Annotated in this window: 17 protein-coding genes; 7 read left to right on the top strand and 10 right to left on the bottom strand. The window is 47.2% G+C overall.

Annotated features, from left to right (window positions below; translation table 11 throughout):
- The first annotated feature begins 90 nt into the window (after positions 1-90).
- Both ACRC6Q_RS05465 and ahlS read left to right on the top strand, forming a co-directional pair.
- Positions 91-1455, top strand: coding sequence for an aspartate kinase (locus ACRC6Q_RS05465; RefSeq protein WP_431466020.1), 1365 nt, complete (start codon positions 91-93; stop codon positions 1453-1455).
- Positions 1456-1572: 117 nt separating this feature from the next.
- The gene (gene ahlS, locus ACRC6Q_RS05460; RefSeq protein ID WP_223634155.1) at positions 1573-2421 is read left to right on the top strand and encodes an AhlS family quorum-quenching N-acyl homoserine lactonase; all 849 of its coding nucleotides are present in this window, start codon (positions 1573-1575) and stop codon (positions 2419-2421) included.
- A gap of 84 nt (positions 2422-2505) precedes the next feature.
- Here the strand turns inward: ahlS and ACRC6Q_RS05455 are convergent, their stop codons facing one another.
- From ACRC6Q_RS05455 to ACRC6Q_RS05425, 7 genes are all read right to left on the bottom strand, one after another.
- Entirely contained in the window at positions 2506-3000 is a 495-nt protein-coding gene (locus tag ACRC6Q_RS05455) for a cupin domain-containing protein (protein ID WP_223634157.1), read from the bottom strand.
- 72 nt (positions 3001-3072) lie between these two features.
- A complete protein-coding gene (locus tag ACRC6Q_RS05450; RefSeq protein WP_431466019.1) occupies positions 3073-4230 on the bottom strand; it encodes an aminotransferase class I/II-fold pyridoxal phosphate-dependent enzyme in 1158 nt (385 codons plus the stop codon).
- 33 nt (positions 4231-4263) lie between these two features.
- Positions 4264-5553, bottom strand: a complete 1290-nt coding sequence (locus ACRC6Q_RS05445) for a TRAP transporter large permease (RefSeq protein WP_223634161.1) — start codon at positions 5551-5553, stop codon at positions 4264-4266.
- Entirely contained in the window at positions 5550-6044 is a 495-nt protein-coding gene (locus tag ACRC6Q_RS05440; RefSeq protein WP_223634163.1) for a TRAP transporter small permease, read from the bottom strand. Before ACRC6Q_RS05440 ends, ACRC6Q_RS05445 begins: the two co-directional genes overlap by 4 nt.
- A gap of 128 nt (positions 6045-6172) precedes the next feature.
- Positions 6173-7201, bottom strand: a complete 1029-nt coding sequence (locus ACRC6Q_RS05435; protein ID WP_431466018.1) for a DctP family TRAP transporter solute-binding subunit — start codon at positions 7199-7201, stop codon at positions 6173-6175.
- The gene (locus ACRC6Q_RS05430) at positions 7198-7863 is read right to left on the bottom strand and encodes a GntR family transcriptional regulator (protein ID WP_431466017.1); all 666 of its coding nucleotides are present in this window, start codon (positions 7861-7863) and stop codon (positions 7198-7200) included. The genes ACRC6Q_RS05435 and ACRC6Q_RS05430 overlap by 4 nt, the downstream gene beginning before the upstream one ends.
- A gap of 204 nt (positions 7864-8067) precedes the next feature.
- On the bottom strand, positions 8068-9090 hold the full coding sequence (locus ACRC6Q_RS05425; RefSeq protein WP_223634171.1) for a DctP family TRAP transporter solute-binding subunit: 1023 nt from the start codon (positions 9088-9090) through the stop codon (positions 8068-8070).
- 101 nt (positions 9091-9191) lie between these two features.
- On the opposite strand from ACRC6Q_RS05425, the gene ACRC6Q_RS05420 reads away from it, so the two are divergent.
- The gene (locus tag ACRC6Q_RS05420; RefSeq protein ID WP_223634173.1) at positions 9192-10556 is read left to right on the top strand and encodes an FAD-binding oxidoreductase; all 1365 of its coding nucleotides are present in this window, start codon (positions 9192-9194) and stop codon (positions 10554-10556) included.
- Between the two features lie 54 nt (positions 10557-10610).
- Here the strand turns inward: ACRC6Q_RS05420 and ACRC6Q_RS05415 are convergent, their stop codons facing one another.
- Positions 10611-11261 (bottom strand): LytTR family DNA-binding domain-containing protein, encoded by a 651-nt coding sequence (locus ACRC6Q_RS05415; RefSeq protein ID WP_431466016.1) that lies wholly within the window; start codon positions 11259-11261, stop codon positions 10611-10613.
- A 211-nt stretch (positions 11262-11472) separates the two neighbouring features.
- On the opposite strand from ACRC6Q_RS05415, the gene aceB reads away from it, so the two are divergent.
- Both aceB and ACRC6Q_RS05405 read left to right on the top strand, forming a co-directional pair.
- Positions 11473-13074 (top strand): malate synthase A, encoded by a 1602-nt coding sequence (gene aceB, locus ACRC6Q_RS05410; RefSeq protein ID WP_431466015.1) that lies wholly within the window; start codon positions 11473-11475, stop codon positions 13072-13074.
- A gap of 19 nt (positions 13075-13093) precedes the next feature.
- A complete protein-coding gene (locus ACRC6Q_RS05405; protein ID WP_431466014.1) occupies positions 13094-13222 on the top strand; it encodes a protein YhfH in 129 nt (42 codons plus the stop codon).
- Between the two features lie 167 nt (positions 13223-13389).
- On the opposite strand, the gene ACRC6Q_RS05400 is transcribed toward ACRC6Q_RS05405, so the two are convergent.
- Positions 13390-13683, bottom strand: coding sequence for a hypothetical protein (locus ACRC6Q_RS05400; protein ID WP_431466013.1), 294 nt, complete (start codon positions 13681-13683; stop codon positions 13390-13392).
- 154 nt (positions 13684-13837) lie between these two features.
- Between ACRC6Q_RS05400 and ACRC6Q_RS05395 the strand changes: the two genes are divergently transcribed.
- Positions 13838-14497, top strand: a complete 660-nt coding sequence (locus tag ACRC6Q_RS05395) for an HAD family hydrolase (RefSeq protein WP_431466012.1) — start codon at positions 13838-13840, stop codon at positions 14495-14497.
- Positions 14498-14921: 424 nt separating this feature from the next.
- Here the strand turns inward: ACRC6Q_RS05395 and ACRC6Q_RS05390 are convergent, their stop codons facing one another.
- A complete protein-coding gene (locus ACRC6Q_RS05390) occupies positions 14922-15530 on the bottom strand; it encodes a pyroglutamyl-peptidase I (RefSeq protein ID WP_223634197.1) in 609 nt (202 codons plus the stop codon).
- Between the two features lie 200 nt (positions 15531-15730).
- Between ACRC6Q_RS05390 and ACRC6Q_RS05385 the strand changes: the two genes are divergently transcribed.
- The gene (locus ACRC6Q_RS05385; protein ID WP_431466011.1) at positions 15731-16507 is read left to right on the top strand and encodes an ABC transporter substrate-binding protein; all 777 of its coding nucleotides are present in this window, start codon (positions 15731-15733) and stop codon (positions 16505-16507) included.
- Positions 16508-16525: the final 18 nt, after the last annotated feature.

Genomic DNA, 16525 nt, shown 5'->3' with positions numbered 1-16525 from the left:
CAGCTGTTTTTGTCATAGGGACATTATAGTATTATATCTTACTTAAAACAACCCTTTTACAGACTATTAAAAAAGATGGGACTTGATTGGATGAAAGTTAGCAAATTTGGCGGTACCTCAGTAGCTAGTGCACAACAGATAAAAAAAGTGGCAGAAATCGTTAAAGCAGAGCCTTCGCGCAGGATTGTCGTCGTTTCTGCTCCAGGAAAAAGATACGATGGTGACGTAAAAGTCACTGATTTGCTCATCCAATTGTCAGCAGCAGCACTTCGTGAAGAATCGACTGTTGCCGCTCTTGCCAAGGTCGTGGGAAGATATTCGGAAATCGCTGATGGATTAGGGTTGGGCAATGATATCATTGAAGTCATCGAAACTGACCTCTTGAATCGCCTTCAAGCAGATAAAAGTTCTCCCCCTCTTTTTGCGGACTCGATTAAAGCGAGCGGTGAAGACAACTCTGCAAAATTGATTGCCGCTTACCTGACCTCCATCGGTCTTCCTGCCGAATACGTCAACCCGTTTGATGCCGGGTTATTTGTAAATGGATTGCCGGAGCGTGCCCAAGCTCTTCCGGAAGCTTATGAACGTTTGGCAGATCTGCGCAATAAAGAAACCATCACCGTCTTCCCCGGATTTTTCGGCTATACAAAAGAAGGCGTCCTTCGGACTTTCGAGCGCGGCGGCTCAGACATCACCGGCTCCATTCTGGCAGCTGCAATTAAAGCGGAGCTATACGAAAACTTCACCGATGTCGACTGTGTATTTGCGGCCAATCCGCGTGTCGTCGACAACCCAGTCGAAATCGAACAGATGACTTACCGGGAAATGCGCGAGCTTTCGTATGCCGGATTTGCTGTTTTGCATGACGAAGCACTTATGCCGGTCTTCAAAGCGGCTGTTCCGCTATGCATCCGCAACACCAATAATCCAGCAGCACCCGGTACAATGATCGTTGCAGAGCGCGATCATTCGCTGCGTCCGGTAACAGGAATCTCAGCAGATAGCGGCTTCTCGACATTGTACGTCAGTAAATACTTGATGAACCGCGAAATCGGTTTCGGACGCAGACTGCTTCAAATACTGGAAGATGAAGAAATTTCTTATGAACATATCCCATCCGGCATCGATAACCTGTCTGTCATTTTGCGCAGCCATCAGCTGTCCACTGAAAAGGAACAGCGCATTGTGGACCGTGTAAAGTCGGAGCTCCAAGCCGACGACGTCCATATCCGCAGCGATTTTTCCATGATTGTTTTGGTTGGAGAAGGCATGAATAATACAAAAGGCCTTACTGCCCGCGCAGCAAATGCATTTGCCAGAACCGGCGTCAATATCGAAATGATCAACCAGGGATCTTCTGAGGTCAGCTTAGTCTTCGGCATCCTGAAGGAAGATGAACAAAGGATATTGAATGAATTATACAAGGAATTCTTTGAGCCCGCCATGGTTCATTAATCAACAAACCCCATCTTTTAACTCTTGAGCTCAAACGCTCAGGAGTTTTTTTGTGCAGCTGGTGTTATTTTCTGAAAATTGTGATATTATGGAATTATTCTGAGAGGGGGAAAATTGATGACGGGTATTATCAAGCCGAATCCAAAGCTGTATGTAATGGATAATGGCACATTAAGCATGGATAAGAACTACATGATTTCAATGCACAACCCGGCGAGTGTACAGAATCCAAATCCACCAAGTGAGATGGTGACCTTTCCGGTCTATACGGTATTGATCGACCATCCCGAGGGCAAGATCCTGTTCGACACGGCCTGCAATCCAAATTCAATGGGTGCGGAAGGCCGCTGGGGGAAAGTGACACAATCCCTGTTTCCGATAGACATGCCGGAGGAGTGTTATTTGCATCATCGTCTGGAGGAATTGAACGTTCGTCCAGAAGATATCAAATATGTGGTTGCTTCCCATCTGCATTTGGATCATGCAGGCTGTCTCGAGCTGTTCACTAATGCGACCATCATCGTCCACGAAGATGAACTGAACGGTGCACTGCAGACATACGCCCGGAATATGAAGGAAGGCGCCTACATCTGGGGGGACATTGATGCCTGGATCAAGAACAACCTCCAATGGCAGACCGTCAAACGGACTGAAGATGGCTTGCAGCTTGCCGAAGGCATCAAAATCCTGAATTTCGGAAGCGGCCATGCTTGGGGGATGCTGGGGCTGCAAATCGAGCTTCCTGAAACAGGTGGAATCATCCTTGCTTCCGATGCCATTTACACAGCAGAAAGCTATGGCCCTCCGATCAAACCGCCTGGCATTCTTTATGATTCCGTCGGCTATACTTCTGCCGTTGAAAAAATCCGCAGAATCTCGAAAGAAACCAATTCAGACGTTTGGTTCGGCCATGATGCCAATCAGTTCAAGACATTCCGCAAATCGACTGAAGGCTACTATGAGTAATTCAAGCACAATAGAGTTTTGATGCGCGAATCGCCAAAACTCAAAAGCCCTTCGCCAGGGACTGGCAAAGGGCTTTTATCTGTTTTACGTCCATTTCTCAATAACAGGTCCCTGATTGCCATAGACAGGATCCATTTTCGGCAATGGTGTGTTTTGGATATCTTCCAGCACATAAGGCCGTTCGCCTGGCTCGCCGGTCTTCATGTTATAGGCGACACCGCCAGGGTAGGCACCCACTATCTCGAAGTCATCACTGGCTTCCAGCTTTTTATGCCCCGTTCCTGCCGGGAGCAGCAATACGTCCCCTGCTGCCACCTTTAAGGCCTCGCCTTGCTCGCCGCCGATCTGCAACGTTGCAGAACCGCTGCGCACTCCCAATACTTCGTGTGTATTGCTGTGGTAATGGTGATACTCGAAAACACCGCCGGTCCAGCTGTTTGTCCACTCATGGCTGTTAAAGACCTTTTCAATCCCCTCCGGATCTTCTTGGAAAGCAGCCGGATACACAATCACTTCAAGCGACGGGTTATTCGGAATTGCCCCATCGTCTTCAAATCGATAAAATCGTGGATTTTCCATGCTGTTCAGCTCCTTTTCGTTTAAGGAACTTTACCCGGTTGAGGGCAGATTAATCATCTATCCAGTGTGTAATTACTCCAGCGTATTGATGAATTTCTCCAAGCGGTCCATGCCTTCTTCGAGCACATTCATGCTATAGGCATAAGAAATGCGCACAAAGCCTTCCCCATACTTCGTGAATGCAGAGCCAGGCACTGCAGCCACTCCCCCTTCTTTCAATAAACGCGTAGCGAATTCAAAAGAAGTCATGCCGAATTTCTCGATGGACGGAAAGATATAAAAGGCACCTTTCGGCAAAACCACATCAATGCCCATCGCTGTCAAACGGCCGTAGACAAAATCCCGGCGCTGAATATATTCTTTATTCATTTCGGCAGGAATATGGCGCTGGTTCTTCACCGCTTCAAGTGCAGCGAATTGGCTTGGGACAGAAGCGCAGATGGCGTTGTACTGATGGACTTTCAAGACATGCTTCATATACATTTCCGGACCCAGCACAAAGCCGATTCTCCAGCCGGTCATCGAATGTGACTTCGACAGCCCATGGACCAAAAATGTCCGATTTTTCAACTTTTCAAAACGGGCAAAAGTAGAATGCTTTTCGCCATACGAATTTTCACTGTAAATTTCATCCGTTACAATGAAAACTTCATGCTTCTCCAGCACAGCAGCTACCTTTTCAAGCTGGACAGACTCCATCGTGACACCTGTCGGATTCGAAGGGAAGTTCATCAAGACCGCTTTGGTGCGCTCGGTGATCAAGTTTTCCAGACGCTGCGGATCCGGTTGGAAGCCCGTATCCGACGTGTCCAGATAAACAACTTTTCCTCCGCATAGCTTTATGATGGGTTCATACCCCGGGTAAGCCGGCGCAGGCAGGATGACTTCATCGCCTTCCTCCAAAATTGCCCGGAAAAGGGAATCCAGTCCTTCGCTTGCCCCATTGGTGACGATGATTTCGGTTTTATGGTCGAAGTCCAATTCATATGAATCCCTGAAAAAAGAGGCGATTTCCGCCCGCAGTTCAAGTGAGCCCGCATTATGTGTATAGCTGGTTTGATCGTTTCTGATTGCTTCGATACCGGCTTGTTTGACAGCCTCTGGTGTTGGGAAATCAGGCTGGCCGATTGTAAGGTTAATAGCTTCCGGATGATCGATCAACTGATTTGAAAACTGGCGGATGCCTGAAATTTGAATCGACTCAATCAGGCTGTTGATTGAAATGCTCATGAGTGACAACCTTTCTCTATTTATAAATCTTCGTTATTCATAAAGTCCCGGCAGCCATAAAGACAAGGCCGGAATGAATGTGATGATCAACAAACAAACGATCATCGACAACAGGAAAGGCAAAACGGCATAGGCGATGCGCTCAAAGCGTACTCCGCCCACACTTGAAGCCACAAACAGATTGACACCGAGCGGTGGTGTCACGAAGCCGATTGCCAGGTTGGCTACCAGGATGACACCGAAATGAACCGGATCCACACCCACAGTCACCACAATCGGCAGAAGAATCGGCGTGAGGACGACCAATGCCGAAATGGTATCGATGAACATTCCCACCACCAGCAACAGTAGGTTGATGGCCAGCAAAATCACCAATGGGTTGGTCGACAAGGCCGTCAAGTAATCGGAGATTTCTCCAGGAATCTGTTCGATGGTCATAAAGTACGCAAATGACACCGATAAACCGATGATGATCATCGTGGTGGCGTTGATGACGATTGCTTCCCTGAAGCTTTCATAAAGTCCTTTCCAGGACAATTCCTTATAAACGAATTTGCCGATAATTATAGCATACACTACCGCTACTACAGCTGCTTCAGTAGGCGAAAAGATGCCTCCGTATATCCCACCGAGGATAATAACCGGAATCAGCAATGCCCATTTCGCATCCCAGAAGGTTTTCAAGACATCTTTAAATACAATGGATGTTGCTTCTCCAGGCTCCGGTTTGTAGCCGCGTATTTTAGAGATGATATATGCTGTGAGCAACAGGCCGGATCCAATGATCAATCCAGGTATGATGCCTGCCAGGAACATGCTGCCGACAGAGACCCCTCCGATGACACCATACAGGACAAAGGGTATGCTCGGCGGAATGATCACGCCGATGGATCCCGCAGAAGCCGAAACAGCAGATGCAAATCCACCATCATAATTGCGCGCAATCATTGCCGGAATCATAAAGCCCCCGATCGCGGCAACTGTCGCCGGGCCTGAACCTGAAATCGCGGCAAAAAACATACAAGCCACGATGGTCACCATGCTCAAGCCGCCGGTCATCCAACCGACCAAGGCAGAAGCGAACGCCAGCAAACGCTTGGAAACGCCCCCTTTGCCCATAAGAATTCCCGCAAGCATGAAAAATGGAATCGCCAGCAATGGAAATGAATCCAATGAAGTGAATGCTTTTTGAGTGATGATGCTCAGCGGCAGGGTCGTGCCGAAATAGATGGCAGTCAAGGCAGAGACACCTAAAGCAATTGCAATCGGTACACCGATCAATAGACAGATAAATAAAGTTCCGAATAATAGAGCTATCGTCATGCCGGAAGGTCCCCTTCCTTATGCATCTCGTAGTCGCCTTTCCAGATTTTGAACAATTGCTGGATAAGTCTGATGCACATCCCAATGCCGCCAAGTGGGATTGCTAAAAACGGAATCCACATCGGCAGCTGCATTGCAGGAGTGACCTGTCCATTGGCTATACTGCTCAAGACAAGGTCTGTTCCAAAATACGCCAAAAACAGCGCCATCCCAAACCAAATTGCCAAAGTGATGGTTTCCAAAACTTTTCTCGGCAACCCTTTAAACCGGGTGATGAAAGCTTCCACTCGTATATGCTCCCGCAGTTTTACGGCATAACTCGCTCCTATCCACACTTGGAAAATATGTATATAGCGAGCCATCTCTTCTGTCCAGCTGGGTGCATTGGAAAAAACATAGCGGCCAACGACCTGGCCGAAGATCAACGCCACCATCACCACTAAAGTCAGGACTAAAAATGCTTCTTCCGCCTTTTCGAATTTCTTGATCATTGATGCACTTCCTTTCCTAAAGAGAAAGTTTATCCACTCGCCTATTTTTCTCTTTCACTGATTGCCGAATCAGCTGAAAATGAAAAATCAAGGAATTTCTTCCTTGATTCTTCAACTGTCATTTTCACTTATTCTTCATTTGCCGCCAACGCTTGATCGATGACATCTCTGCCAATCTGGTCTTCGTATTTCGTATAAACAGACTCAGCCGCTTCACGGAATTGGTTGCGCTGCTCATCCGTCAAGTCGTTGATCTGCATGCCTTCCGCTTCCAGCTGATCCAAGAATTCTCCATCCTGTTGCTGAGCCAACTCGCGCTGTTCCGTCCGGAATTCTTCAGCAGCTTCCATCATCAGTTCCTGAAGATCTTCCGGGAGGCCATTATAGAAATCATTGTTCACCAATAACGCAGTAGCTGCGTATACATGGCCTGTCAATGTCAGGTAATCCTGTACTTCATAGAATTTGTTTGTGTAATAAAGGGAAATCGGGCAATCCATTGCATCGTACGTGCCTTGTTGGAGTGCTGTGTAAAGTTCCCCAAATGCGAACGGAGAAGCGTTTGCTCCAAAAGCATTGAACGTATCCGTATGCAACGGGCTTTCCAATGTCCGCATTTTGAGTCCCTCCATATCTTCCGGGGTTTCAATCGGCCCTCTGTTATTGGAGACATGGCGGAATCCATTTTCGCCGAAGACCAGGCCTTTCATGCCGTTGTTTTCAAGATCCGCCATCAGTTCCTGACCGAGATCTCCATCCAACGCACGATAAGCAGCTTCGTTGTTATTGAATAGGAAAGGCAGATCAAACACTTGGAATTTTTCGTTGAATGAAGCCATTGCTGCTACAGCTGGAATCGTCATTTCAACATTGCCCAGTTGAACTGCTTCAATCGCTTCCCGGTCTGATCCGTACAATTGGCCATTCGGATACAGTTCAACCGTTAGGCGGCCGTCTGACTCCGCTTCCAGTTTTTCCTTAAAGGCCACTGCTGCGATATGTGAAGATTGTTCCTCAGGCACCAGGTGGGCAAGACGGATTGTATAAGTATCTTCACCCGTTTCCCCTTCTTCAGTTGTCGTTGTTCCGCTGTCCGGTCTTCCGCAGGCTGATAGGAAAATTAATGTGATAAAAAGTAGTCCGAGTAGTTTTTTCATAGTTCCTCCTGTGTAATGTATTTCAGCAGCCGATTTTCGATATTGTCCAAATGGATTGCCAGCTGCTGCTTGGCTTTGCCCATATCTCCTTCTTCAATTGCCTGAATAATGGATAGATGTTCACCATACGCTTTTTTTGCACTGTCGGCTGCCGTATCAGATAACAGCAAAAATGCTCTGCTGCCGCCGCTATTGATGCCTTTGATCATTTCTTTCAAGCGATTATTGCCATGGTTCTGGTATAAGAAAGAATGGAATTCCTGGTCCAGATCCATAAATTCTACGACATTTTGCGTCTTCACTGCCTGAAACTGGCGTTTGATGTTTTTTTTCATTTCCTGCATGACAGGCTGTTGATCTGCTTTCGACAAATTTTCAAGTCCGTAGATTTCCAACAGTCTGCGAAGCTCCATAATTTCTTTTACATCCTGGAAAGTAAAGGCCGCCACTATTGCCGGCCTTGGCTTCCTCAACTCGATAAGCGCATCAACAGCCAGTCTTTTCATTGCTTCCCGCAATGGCGTCCGACTGATTCCCAGCTCCAGAGCCAGTTTTTCTTCAGGCAATTCCTGTCCCGGTTTCAGTTTTCCAGTAATGATCATCTTCTTAATATACTCATATGCCTGATCTGCCAGCGTGGCTTGTTTTATAATTTTCTCCATAATTCCTCCCCTCTACATATTTAGTTCATACAGTGTATACTGTATACAGAAAGTATAGAATAGACAGATTCGTTTGTATAGTAAGAATTACAATTTTCTAACAACTTCATGCGTTATTTTTGCTATATGCTGATTACGTTTGTGGAGAATAAAGAGACGAAACTGACAAAAAACCAGGAACTGATTCCTGGTTTAAATCCTTGCTTATTCATTTGCCGCTAATGCACGGTCGATCAGATCTTTTCCGATTTGGCTTTCGTATTTATCATAAACAGACTGCGCAGCCTGGCGGAATGCGTTGCGCTGTTCGGCTGTCAGGTCGTTTACCTGCATGCCTTCAACTTTCAGCTGCTCCAGAAATTCCACATCCTGCTGCTGCGCAAGTATACGCTGTTCATCCCGGAATTCCTCGGAAGCTTCCAAGACCAATTCCTGAAGATCTGACGGCAGACTGTCGTAGAAATCATTATTGGCCAGAACGATTGCAGCTGCATAGACATGGCCGGTCAAGGTCAAATAATCCTGGACTTCGTAAAATTTGTTTGTGTAGTACAGGGAGATCGGGCATTCCATGGCATCGTAAGTTCCCTGTTGCAGGGCTGTATACAACTCGCCGAAAGCAAATGGTGAGGCATTTGCGCCGAATGCCTTAAACGTATCCGTATGCAGCGGATTTTCTAAAGTACGCAATTTCAGCCCTTCCATATCTGCAGGCGTTTCAATCGGCTGTTCGTTATTGGATACGTGCCGAAATCCGTTTTCGCCGAATACCAGACCTTTTAAATCGCTGTCTTCCAAACTGTCCAATAATTCCTGTCCCAGTTCACCGTCCAACGCACGATAAGCTGCTTCATAGTCATTAAACAGAAACGGCAAATCGAAAACCAGAAACTTGTCATTGAATGATGCCAGTGGAGCCACTGCTGGAATGGTCATTTCCAAGTTCCCCAGCTGCACAGCTTCAATCGCTTCACGGTCCGATCCGTATAATTGGCCATTTGGATACAGCTCAACGATCAGCCGTCCGCCAGACTCCTCTTCCAGTTTTTCTTTGAACTTCAAGGATTGGATGTGGGCGGAATGCTCTTCAGGCACCAGATAAGCCATTCGGATGGTGTACGTTTCTTCCCCTTCCCCTTGCTCCGTCGAAGTGGATTGATCATCGGGCCGTCCGCAGGCTGCCAGCAGAATCAGTAGAATCAATGCAAAAACAATTGGTTTTTTCATAGCTACCCCCTGTTAGCGTTTTAACTTCTTTACCCGCATTCGAATTTAGGCTAAACCTGCAGATATCAGTTCGTATTTTTAGATAAAGGAGTTCTTTCTACATGACAAATCACTGGATTATCCAATTGCAAAACACCTTAAAAGCAGATCAATATTCAACCAGCGTCAGTGAATTATACAGACATAGCCACGATGAATCCGAACATACGCCTGTAGAGCCTCAAATGGTCTGTTTCCCGGAATCGACAGAAGACGTAGTGGCCATTATGGAAATTGCACGTGGGTCCGCCATCCCCATCACGCCATTCGGCATCGGTTCTGGACTGGAAGGCCAAGCGATACCTGTAATGGGGGGAATCTCCCTCAACTTCGAACGGATGAATCAGGTGGTGAAATTTTCACCGGAAGATTTATTGGTCACCGTTCAGCCGGGCATCACGCGCCTGCAGTTGAACAGCATCATCAACCGGCATGGCCTGCAATTTCCAGTCGATCCCGGTGCAGATGCCTCCATCGGCGGAATGGTCGCCAATAATGCCAGCGGAACCACCGCTGTCCGCTATGGCGTCATGCGCGATCAAATCGTTGATTTAGAAGTGGTGTTGGCAGACGGCACGCTGCTACATACTGGAACAAAGGCGAAGAAATCTTCTTCTGGCTATCATTTAACTGGTTTGTTCACCGGGTCTGAAGGAACGCTCGGCCTTATTACGGAAATCACCTTAAAGCTTCACGGGATTCCGGAACATACGATCGCTGCCAGCTGCACCTTTGAAACGCCTCACGAATGTGCAGAAGCAGCCCATATGATCCTTCTGAGCGGCATTCCCGTACAGCGCATGGAATTTGTGGACGCCTACAGCATCGGAAAAGTGAATGCCTACGGAAATTATGGATTGCCGGAAAAACATTCCCTCTTTTTTGAATTTGCCGGCATGAAGAATGCCGTCGAGGAAGAAGCCGCTTTGGCACAGGAGCTGCTTCACGATATGAATGCTGAAAACTGGCGTGTTGCGGCCGATTCAGAAGAGCGGGCGTTGATTTGGAAAGCCCGCCATGAAATGGCTTACGCTTTCAGGCACCAAGCCGGGATGACGATCACCGGCGGCGATGTCTGCGTACCGATTTCAAAACTTCCCGAACTGATTGATTTCGCGCTTGAGCTTATTGCAGAAAGCGGACTCGAAGGCGGCGCTTTAGGACATATCGGAGACGGCAATTTCCATACGACAATTTCTTACGATGCCAAAGATCCCGTTCAAAAACTAGCTGCAGAAAAGATCAACGAAAAACTCGCCTACCGCGCCATTGAACTGGAAGGAACGTGCACAGGTGAACACGGGGTCGGCCTCGGCAAAATGAAATACCAAGATGCAGAACACGGTGCGGCGATAGCCGTTATGAAAAACATGAAGCGCATGCTGGATCCAGATAACCTGTTGAACCCAGGAAAAATATTTAAATAAAAGCCAGCTGAGGAGTAGAAACCTCAGCTGGCTTTTATGTATCTGATAAAAATTTTAAAATCCAAGCCGCTCCCTGACACTCGCCGTATAGTTTTGGCTGACCGGCAAAATCGAGCCGTCCCTAAGCGTCAGTTGATAATTCGATGCAATGTCCCGGGAGATCTCTTCTATATAATTGATATTTACGATATAGGAACGATGGACCGGCAGGAAGCTGTCGGGCAATTGATGCTTCAAATTTTTCAGCGTATGGATGGAGCAGTAGGTTTCGTTATCCGTATAAAACCAGGTTTTCTTTTGGCTGCTTTCAATATGGGAAACCATATCCACCGGAACCGGCCGCCATGCTTCATCGATTTTGCCTGTCAGAAACCGGATCGGCTGTTTCTTGCGGACCAGATAATCGGGCGGCAAGATGATCACCAACACCCCTTCTTTATCACCAAGCCTGATGGGATAACCGATACCATAATAGGCTGTGCCCAAAATCGACTCCTCGACGAACATTTCGATCCGCTGCCCTTCCTTTTTAGCACGCGCTGCGATACTGCCAGGAAGCACCGGTTGGCCTTCCAGAATCTGCAGGTCGTGCACCCCCGCTTTATAGTAGGTGTAGCTGCCTTCAACCGCGATCGCAATCGATGCTTCTTTCGGAATCCAATCCCCAATGATAAACCCCATCTGCTCCAACATACTGTTCTCCATCCCCGACTCCCCTTCCAAATGTGTTGTTCTCCTATACAGATCAGCGGCGGATAACTCTACCTTTGAGCTTTATCGCCAAATAACTGTCTTTGTCGCTGAATACTCCTTTTCGTCCTGTTTGCAAGACAGTTAGAATTTTCTGTTATATATTAATATACATCAAAACAAACTGTATTAATACAGTTGCTTGAAACTTTTTTCTCAGAAAGGGATGATTTGTTTGTTGACAAAATCGACTGTGACTATAAAAGGTGAAGAAGTACCGGGAATGGAGACTATTTTAACTCCTGAAGCCTTGGACTTCATTGAAAAATTGCATAATAATTTCGATCAGCGCCGAGTCAAACTTCTGGAAAAGCGCCAAGCACGCCAAAAGGAAATCGATGGAGGAAAGAAACTCGACTTCCTGCCTGAGACGAAGCATATCCGAAAAAATAACTGGACCATCGCACCTCTTCCGGAGGACATGAAAGACAGACGCGTGGAAATTACGGGCCCGACCAACCGAAAAATGTTGATCAATGCCTTGAATTCGGGAGCTAAAATGTTTATGGCAGACCTGGAAGATGCCACTGCACCCAATTGGTTCAACGTCATTGACGGTCAGGTGAACTTACGTGATGCAGTTCGCCGCCAAATTGACTTTGAAGCTCCAGAAACCGGCAAAAAATATGCGTTGAATGAAAAGACTGCTGTCCTCATGGTTCGCCCACGCGGATGGCATCTGATGGAAAAGAATATCCACATTAACGGACAGCCAATTTCCGGAAGTCTCGTCGACTTCGGATTATACTTCTTCCATAACGCGAAGGAATTGATTGCCCGTGGAACTGGTCCCTATTTCTACCTCCCTAAACTGGAAAGCCATTTGGAAGCACGCCTTTGGAACGATGTTTTCATCTTTGCACAAGATGAACTGGAAATTCCACAAGGTACGATTCGTGCAACAGTGTTGATCGAAACCATCCTGGCTGCATTTGAAATGGATGAAATCCTTTACGAATTGCGTGATCATTCTGCCGGCCTCAATTGCGGTCGCTGGGATTATATTTTCAGTGTCATCAAACGAATGCGCAACCTGCCGGAATACATTTTCCCGGATCGCTCACAGGTGACGATGACCGTTCCATTCATGCGAGCCTACACACAGCTGTGCATCAAGACCTGCCATAAGCGCAATGCACCAGCACTCGGCGGCATGGCTGCTCAGATTCCGGTAAAAGGAAACGACGAAGCCAACGCTGCAGCGTTCCAAAAAGTTGCGGAAGACAAACGCCGGGAAGCGGTTGACGGCCACGACGGCACTTGGGTTGCACATCCTGGAATGGTTGCGATCGCTATGGAACAATTTGACGAACATATGCCGACTCCTAACCAAATCGATAAGAAACGGGAAGATGTCCAGGTAACTGCTGAGCAATTGGTTGAAGTTCCAACGGGTACGATCACCGAAGACGGCCTTCGCTCTAATATTTCAGTAGGCATCCAATATATCGCTTCCTGGTTGTCAGGCAACGGTGCCGCTCCCATCAATAACCTGATGGAAGACGCTGCGACTGCTGAAATTTCACGCTCTCAAGTGTGGCAATGGATTCGCCATCCGAAAGGAATTTTGAATGATGGCCGAAAAATCGATATTTCGTTATTCCATGAAGTCATCGAAGAAGAAGCCGCCAAGATCCAACAAGCGGTTGGCGAAGAAAGATACTCATCCGGAAATTACGCGGAAGCCCGCGAGTTGTTTACAAACCTTACCTTGCAAAGTGATTTTGCTGAATTCCTGACACTGCCTGGGTACGAAATACTAAACTAACCTATTGGAGGAGATCATGATGAAAAACACACAAACTTACGAAACTCGTTCAAAAAAGGAATGCCGGGAATGCGGATGCGAAATCAAAGAGCAACGCGAGTCAATCATCTATGAATGCGAACGCTGCATCGGAAACACAGAAGAATAGAGTTGAAGAAAGGATGACCCGTTATGGGTTGTCCTTTTTTATTGATCGGAGAAATGCTTAATATTTCAGGGAATTAATGATCGAGTGCAGACAAATGATCAAAAAATTCCCCATCAGGACATTGATCCATAACAAAACCGCCCGAGTCACAACTTGGGCGGTTGAATTTATTCCTGATTAGATGATTTGAAACGGTAACGGGTATCCTCTTCGAGTTTATTGAAAACCTCGATATAACGCGTGCCGCCTTGTTCGGGCTCATCGGTTGCTTCGTCTCCATCGAGGATTTCGTCGAGCGGACGTGCTTCGGGTTCAATAATCACGGAATCGTAATTATCCATCAATCCCTGAAGCTCTTTATAGTTTTCAATATCTTTGTCTTTCTTTACTTCTTCGAATAGCCGGTCCGACTCTTCCTGTGTCAATTCGACGTAGCCCACTGTGATGCGCTGCTTTTCCATTCTAAAACCTCCAGTAACTTAATCATTCACTTCTGCTTCTATACCCTGCAGAGGAAAATCCATAAACCTGCATTTGCCATTCGCTGGAAGAAGGCCTTAATTTCCGCTATGATGGAAACAGCAGAAAAAAATTCAGAAACCGGAGTTGATCGCCTTGCGTGTAGCCATATTTGATTTTGATGGAACTTTGTATTCGAAGGAAACTTTCCAGCTGATGATGGATCATTTGAAGAACCATCCCGAGCACAGTAAACGCTACCGCCAATTTTACCGGGCTATCATGCCGCCCTATATCGGCCACAAGCTGAAAATCTATCCGGAGCGAAAGATGCGCGAACGCTCTGTTCAGGCTTACCTGTCTGCGCTGGAGACGTTCACACAACCTGAGCTTGAACAGTACTTCGGTGAGATTGCGGATCGGATGCACGGCGATATGAACCCGAATGTCGTCGAGCGCCTAAAAAACCACGTAGCCAACAACGATTACGTCATGCTCGTATCCGGCGCTTTCACCCCGCTGCTTCACGCGGTCACGAAACAATTGCCGATCAAGACCATCATCGGGACGGAGATCCTCTATAAAAACAATATTCTGGATCACCGGACGCCCGTCTCCCATATTCAAGGTCCTTTGAAAACAATCAAAATCAAAGAAGCCTTAGAAGGTCAGGACATCGACTGGGCCAACAGCTATGCCTACGGTGACAGCCACTCGGACTTGCCTGTGCTCGAACTCGTCGGACATCCGGTAGCCGTGCAGCCTGAACCTCGGCTGCGGACCGTCGCCGCACAGCGCAACTGGGAAATCATTTAGTATGTTAAAAAGTCTTCTTACTACATTTCGCTATAGGCGGACGCGTTCCAGGGGCACGGCTTCTGCCGCTTCTGCCGCTTCTGCCACTCTGCTCAGTCCAGTGGCTCCAGCTCGCGTTGGAAGCGAGTCGGGCTTTGCCTGGCTCGTTTGCGACGAAGCTAGCGTAGCGATGCAGGAGCACATCTTTGCCCTTCGCCGCCTTCCGCTACATTCAAAGAAGAAAGAGTTCATAAAGTGGTTTAGAGAAGCGTCCGCTCGACTCCTGCGGGAAAGCGAGACGGCCGAGACCCCGCAGAGAGCAAAGCGAACGAGGAGGCTTGGATGCGAGCCCGCGGAAAGCGAGCGGTAAGCTTCGGAAAACAACGGCTTGTTAGAAGTTTCTCGACAGCCTGAAAAAGCGAATCGCCTATGCGATTCGCTTTTTTCATTCCTCGTCTAAAGCTTCAATACAGATTTGAACGCCTTTCACCAAATCTTCATGGGACCAGCTCGGAATTCGTCCATGCTGGATTGCCAGCTCATGTGATGCCGGGATATGGATAAAACCTGAAGGCAGTCCGGGTTTATCCATATGAGCGTAATGCAGGCCTTCATACATCACGTTATTGCATAGATATGCACCCGCCGTATTGGAAATCGTCGCAGGCAGACCATTTGCAAGCAGGCTCTCGACCATTTTCCGGATGGGCAGCGTAGACAGGTATGCCGGCTCCCCTTCTTCGCAAATCGGTTCGTCGACTGGTTTATTGCCTTCGTTATCGACTGCCCCGTCCTTGACGTTGATCGCAATACGCTCTGGCGTAATCTTATAGCGCCCTGCTGCAAGTCCAAGAGAAATTATTGCATCGGGATTCTCTTCCTCAATAAAACCAAGCAATGCTGCTCCCGAGGAATTGAAGTCCACCGCCATAATCCGCCCGACAATATGGTAGTTGCCGATTACAGCACCATCCAGCTCTTCGACTATTTTCATCGTCGGATTGACTGTATAATCCAAAAATGGTTCAAAGCCCGTCAATAATAATTTCTTCATCCCATCACTCCTTACTGCTCCATTATAAACAACTCTTTTGCTGTTTCCTATCATCCATGCCCAAAGCGGCTGAAGCATAGGATGAACTATCTGAAAATATAAACTTTTTCCTTATTATGAAAAAAACTTCTCAAAGTCTTATCACTGTGTTAAAATTCATTCTAATGAATAAACATACATAACTTAGGGGGGAAACATATATGATTAAGAAAAAACCATTCATCGCTTTATTCGCATCATCTGCATTATTATTGGGAGCTTGCGGCAGTGACAGCGCGAGTGAAGGATCTTCAGAAGAAAAAGAAGTGTTGAAAATGGGCACATCCGCAGAATTCCCTCCATTTGAATCACGTAATCCAGAAGGCGAGATTGTCGGATTCGACATTGACCTGGCCAATCACATTGCAGATGAACTCGGCTATGAACTTGAAATTACGGACATGAAATTTGACGGCTTGGTCGGCGCTTTGCAGAATGACCGAGTCGATATGGTCATTGCCGGTATGTCCGCAACTGACTCCCGTAGAGAAAATGTTGATTTCTCCACAGAATACAACCATTCTGGCGAAATGTTCCTGACAGCTAAAGGCTCAGAGCTTACTACACTTGAATCACTGGAAGGCAAATCCGTCGGCGTCCAGCTTGGGACGATCCAAGAGGAAGGCGCGAAAAGCATTATTTCAGATGAAGGCATCGATTTTGAATTGAAAGCACTGGACGATTCTGGTGCATTGATCCAGGAAATCCTTTCTGGCCGCATCGATGCTGCATACATGGACAAGCAAGTTGCTATGGGCTATATCGAAGCACAGGATCTTGGCGCATTCGATGATCCTACCACTTCTTCACCAGGCATGGCTGTCGCTTTCCCGAAAGGCAGTGACCTTGTCGAAGACATTAACGGCGTACTTGCCGAAATGGAAGAAAACGGCGAGTTGGATGCGTTGAAGGAAGAATGGCTGACTGACGAAGAGTAAACTTACCTTTAGAAAAGA

Origin of the sequence: Planococcus sp. SE5232, assembly GCF_050686535.1 — a bacterium.
GTDB lineage: Bacteria > Bacillota > Bacilli > Bacillales_A > Planococcaceae > Planococcus.
The sequence above is the reverse complement of the archived record's forward strand: the minus strand, read 5'-3'. Positions and strand labels throughout refer to the sequence as shown.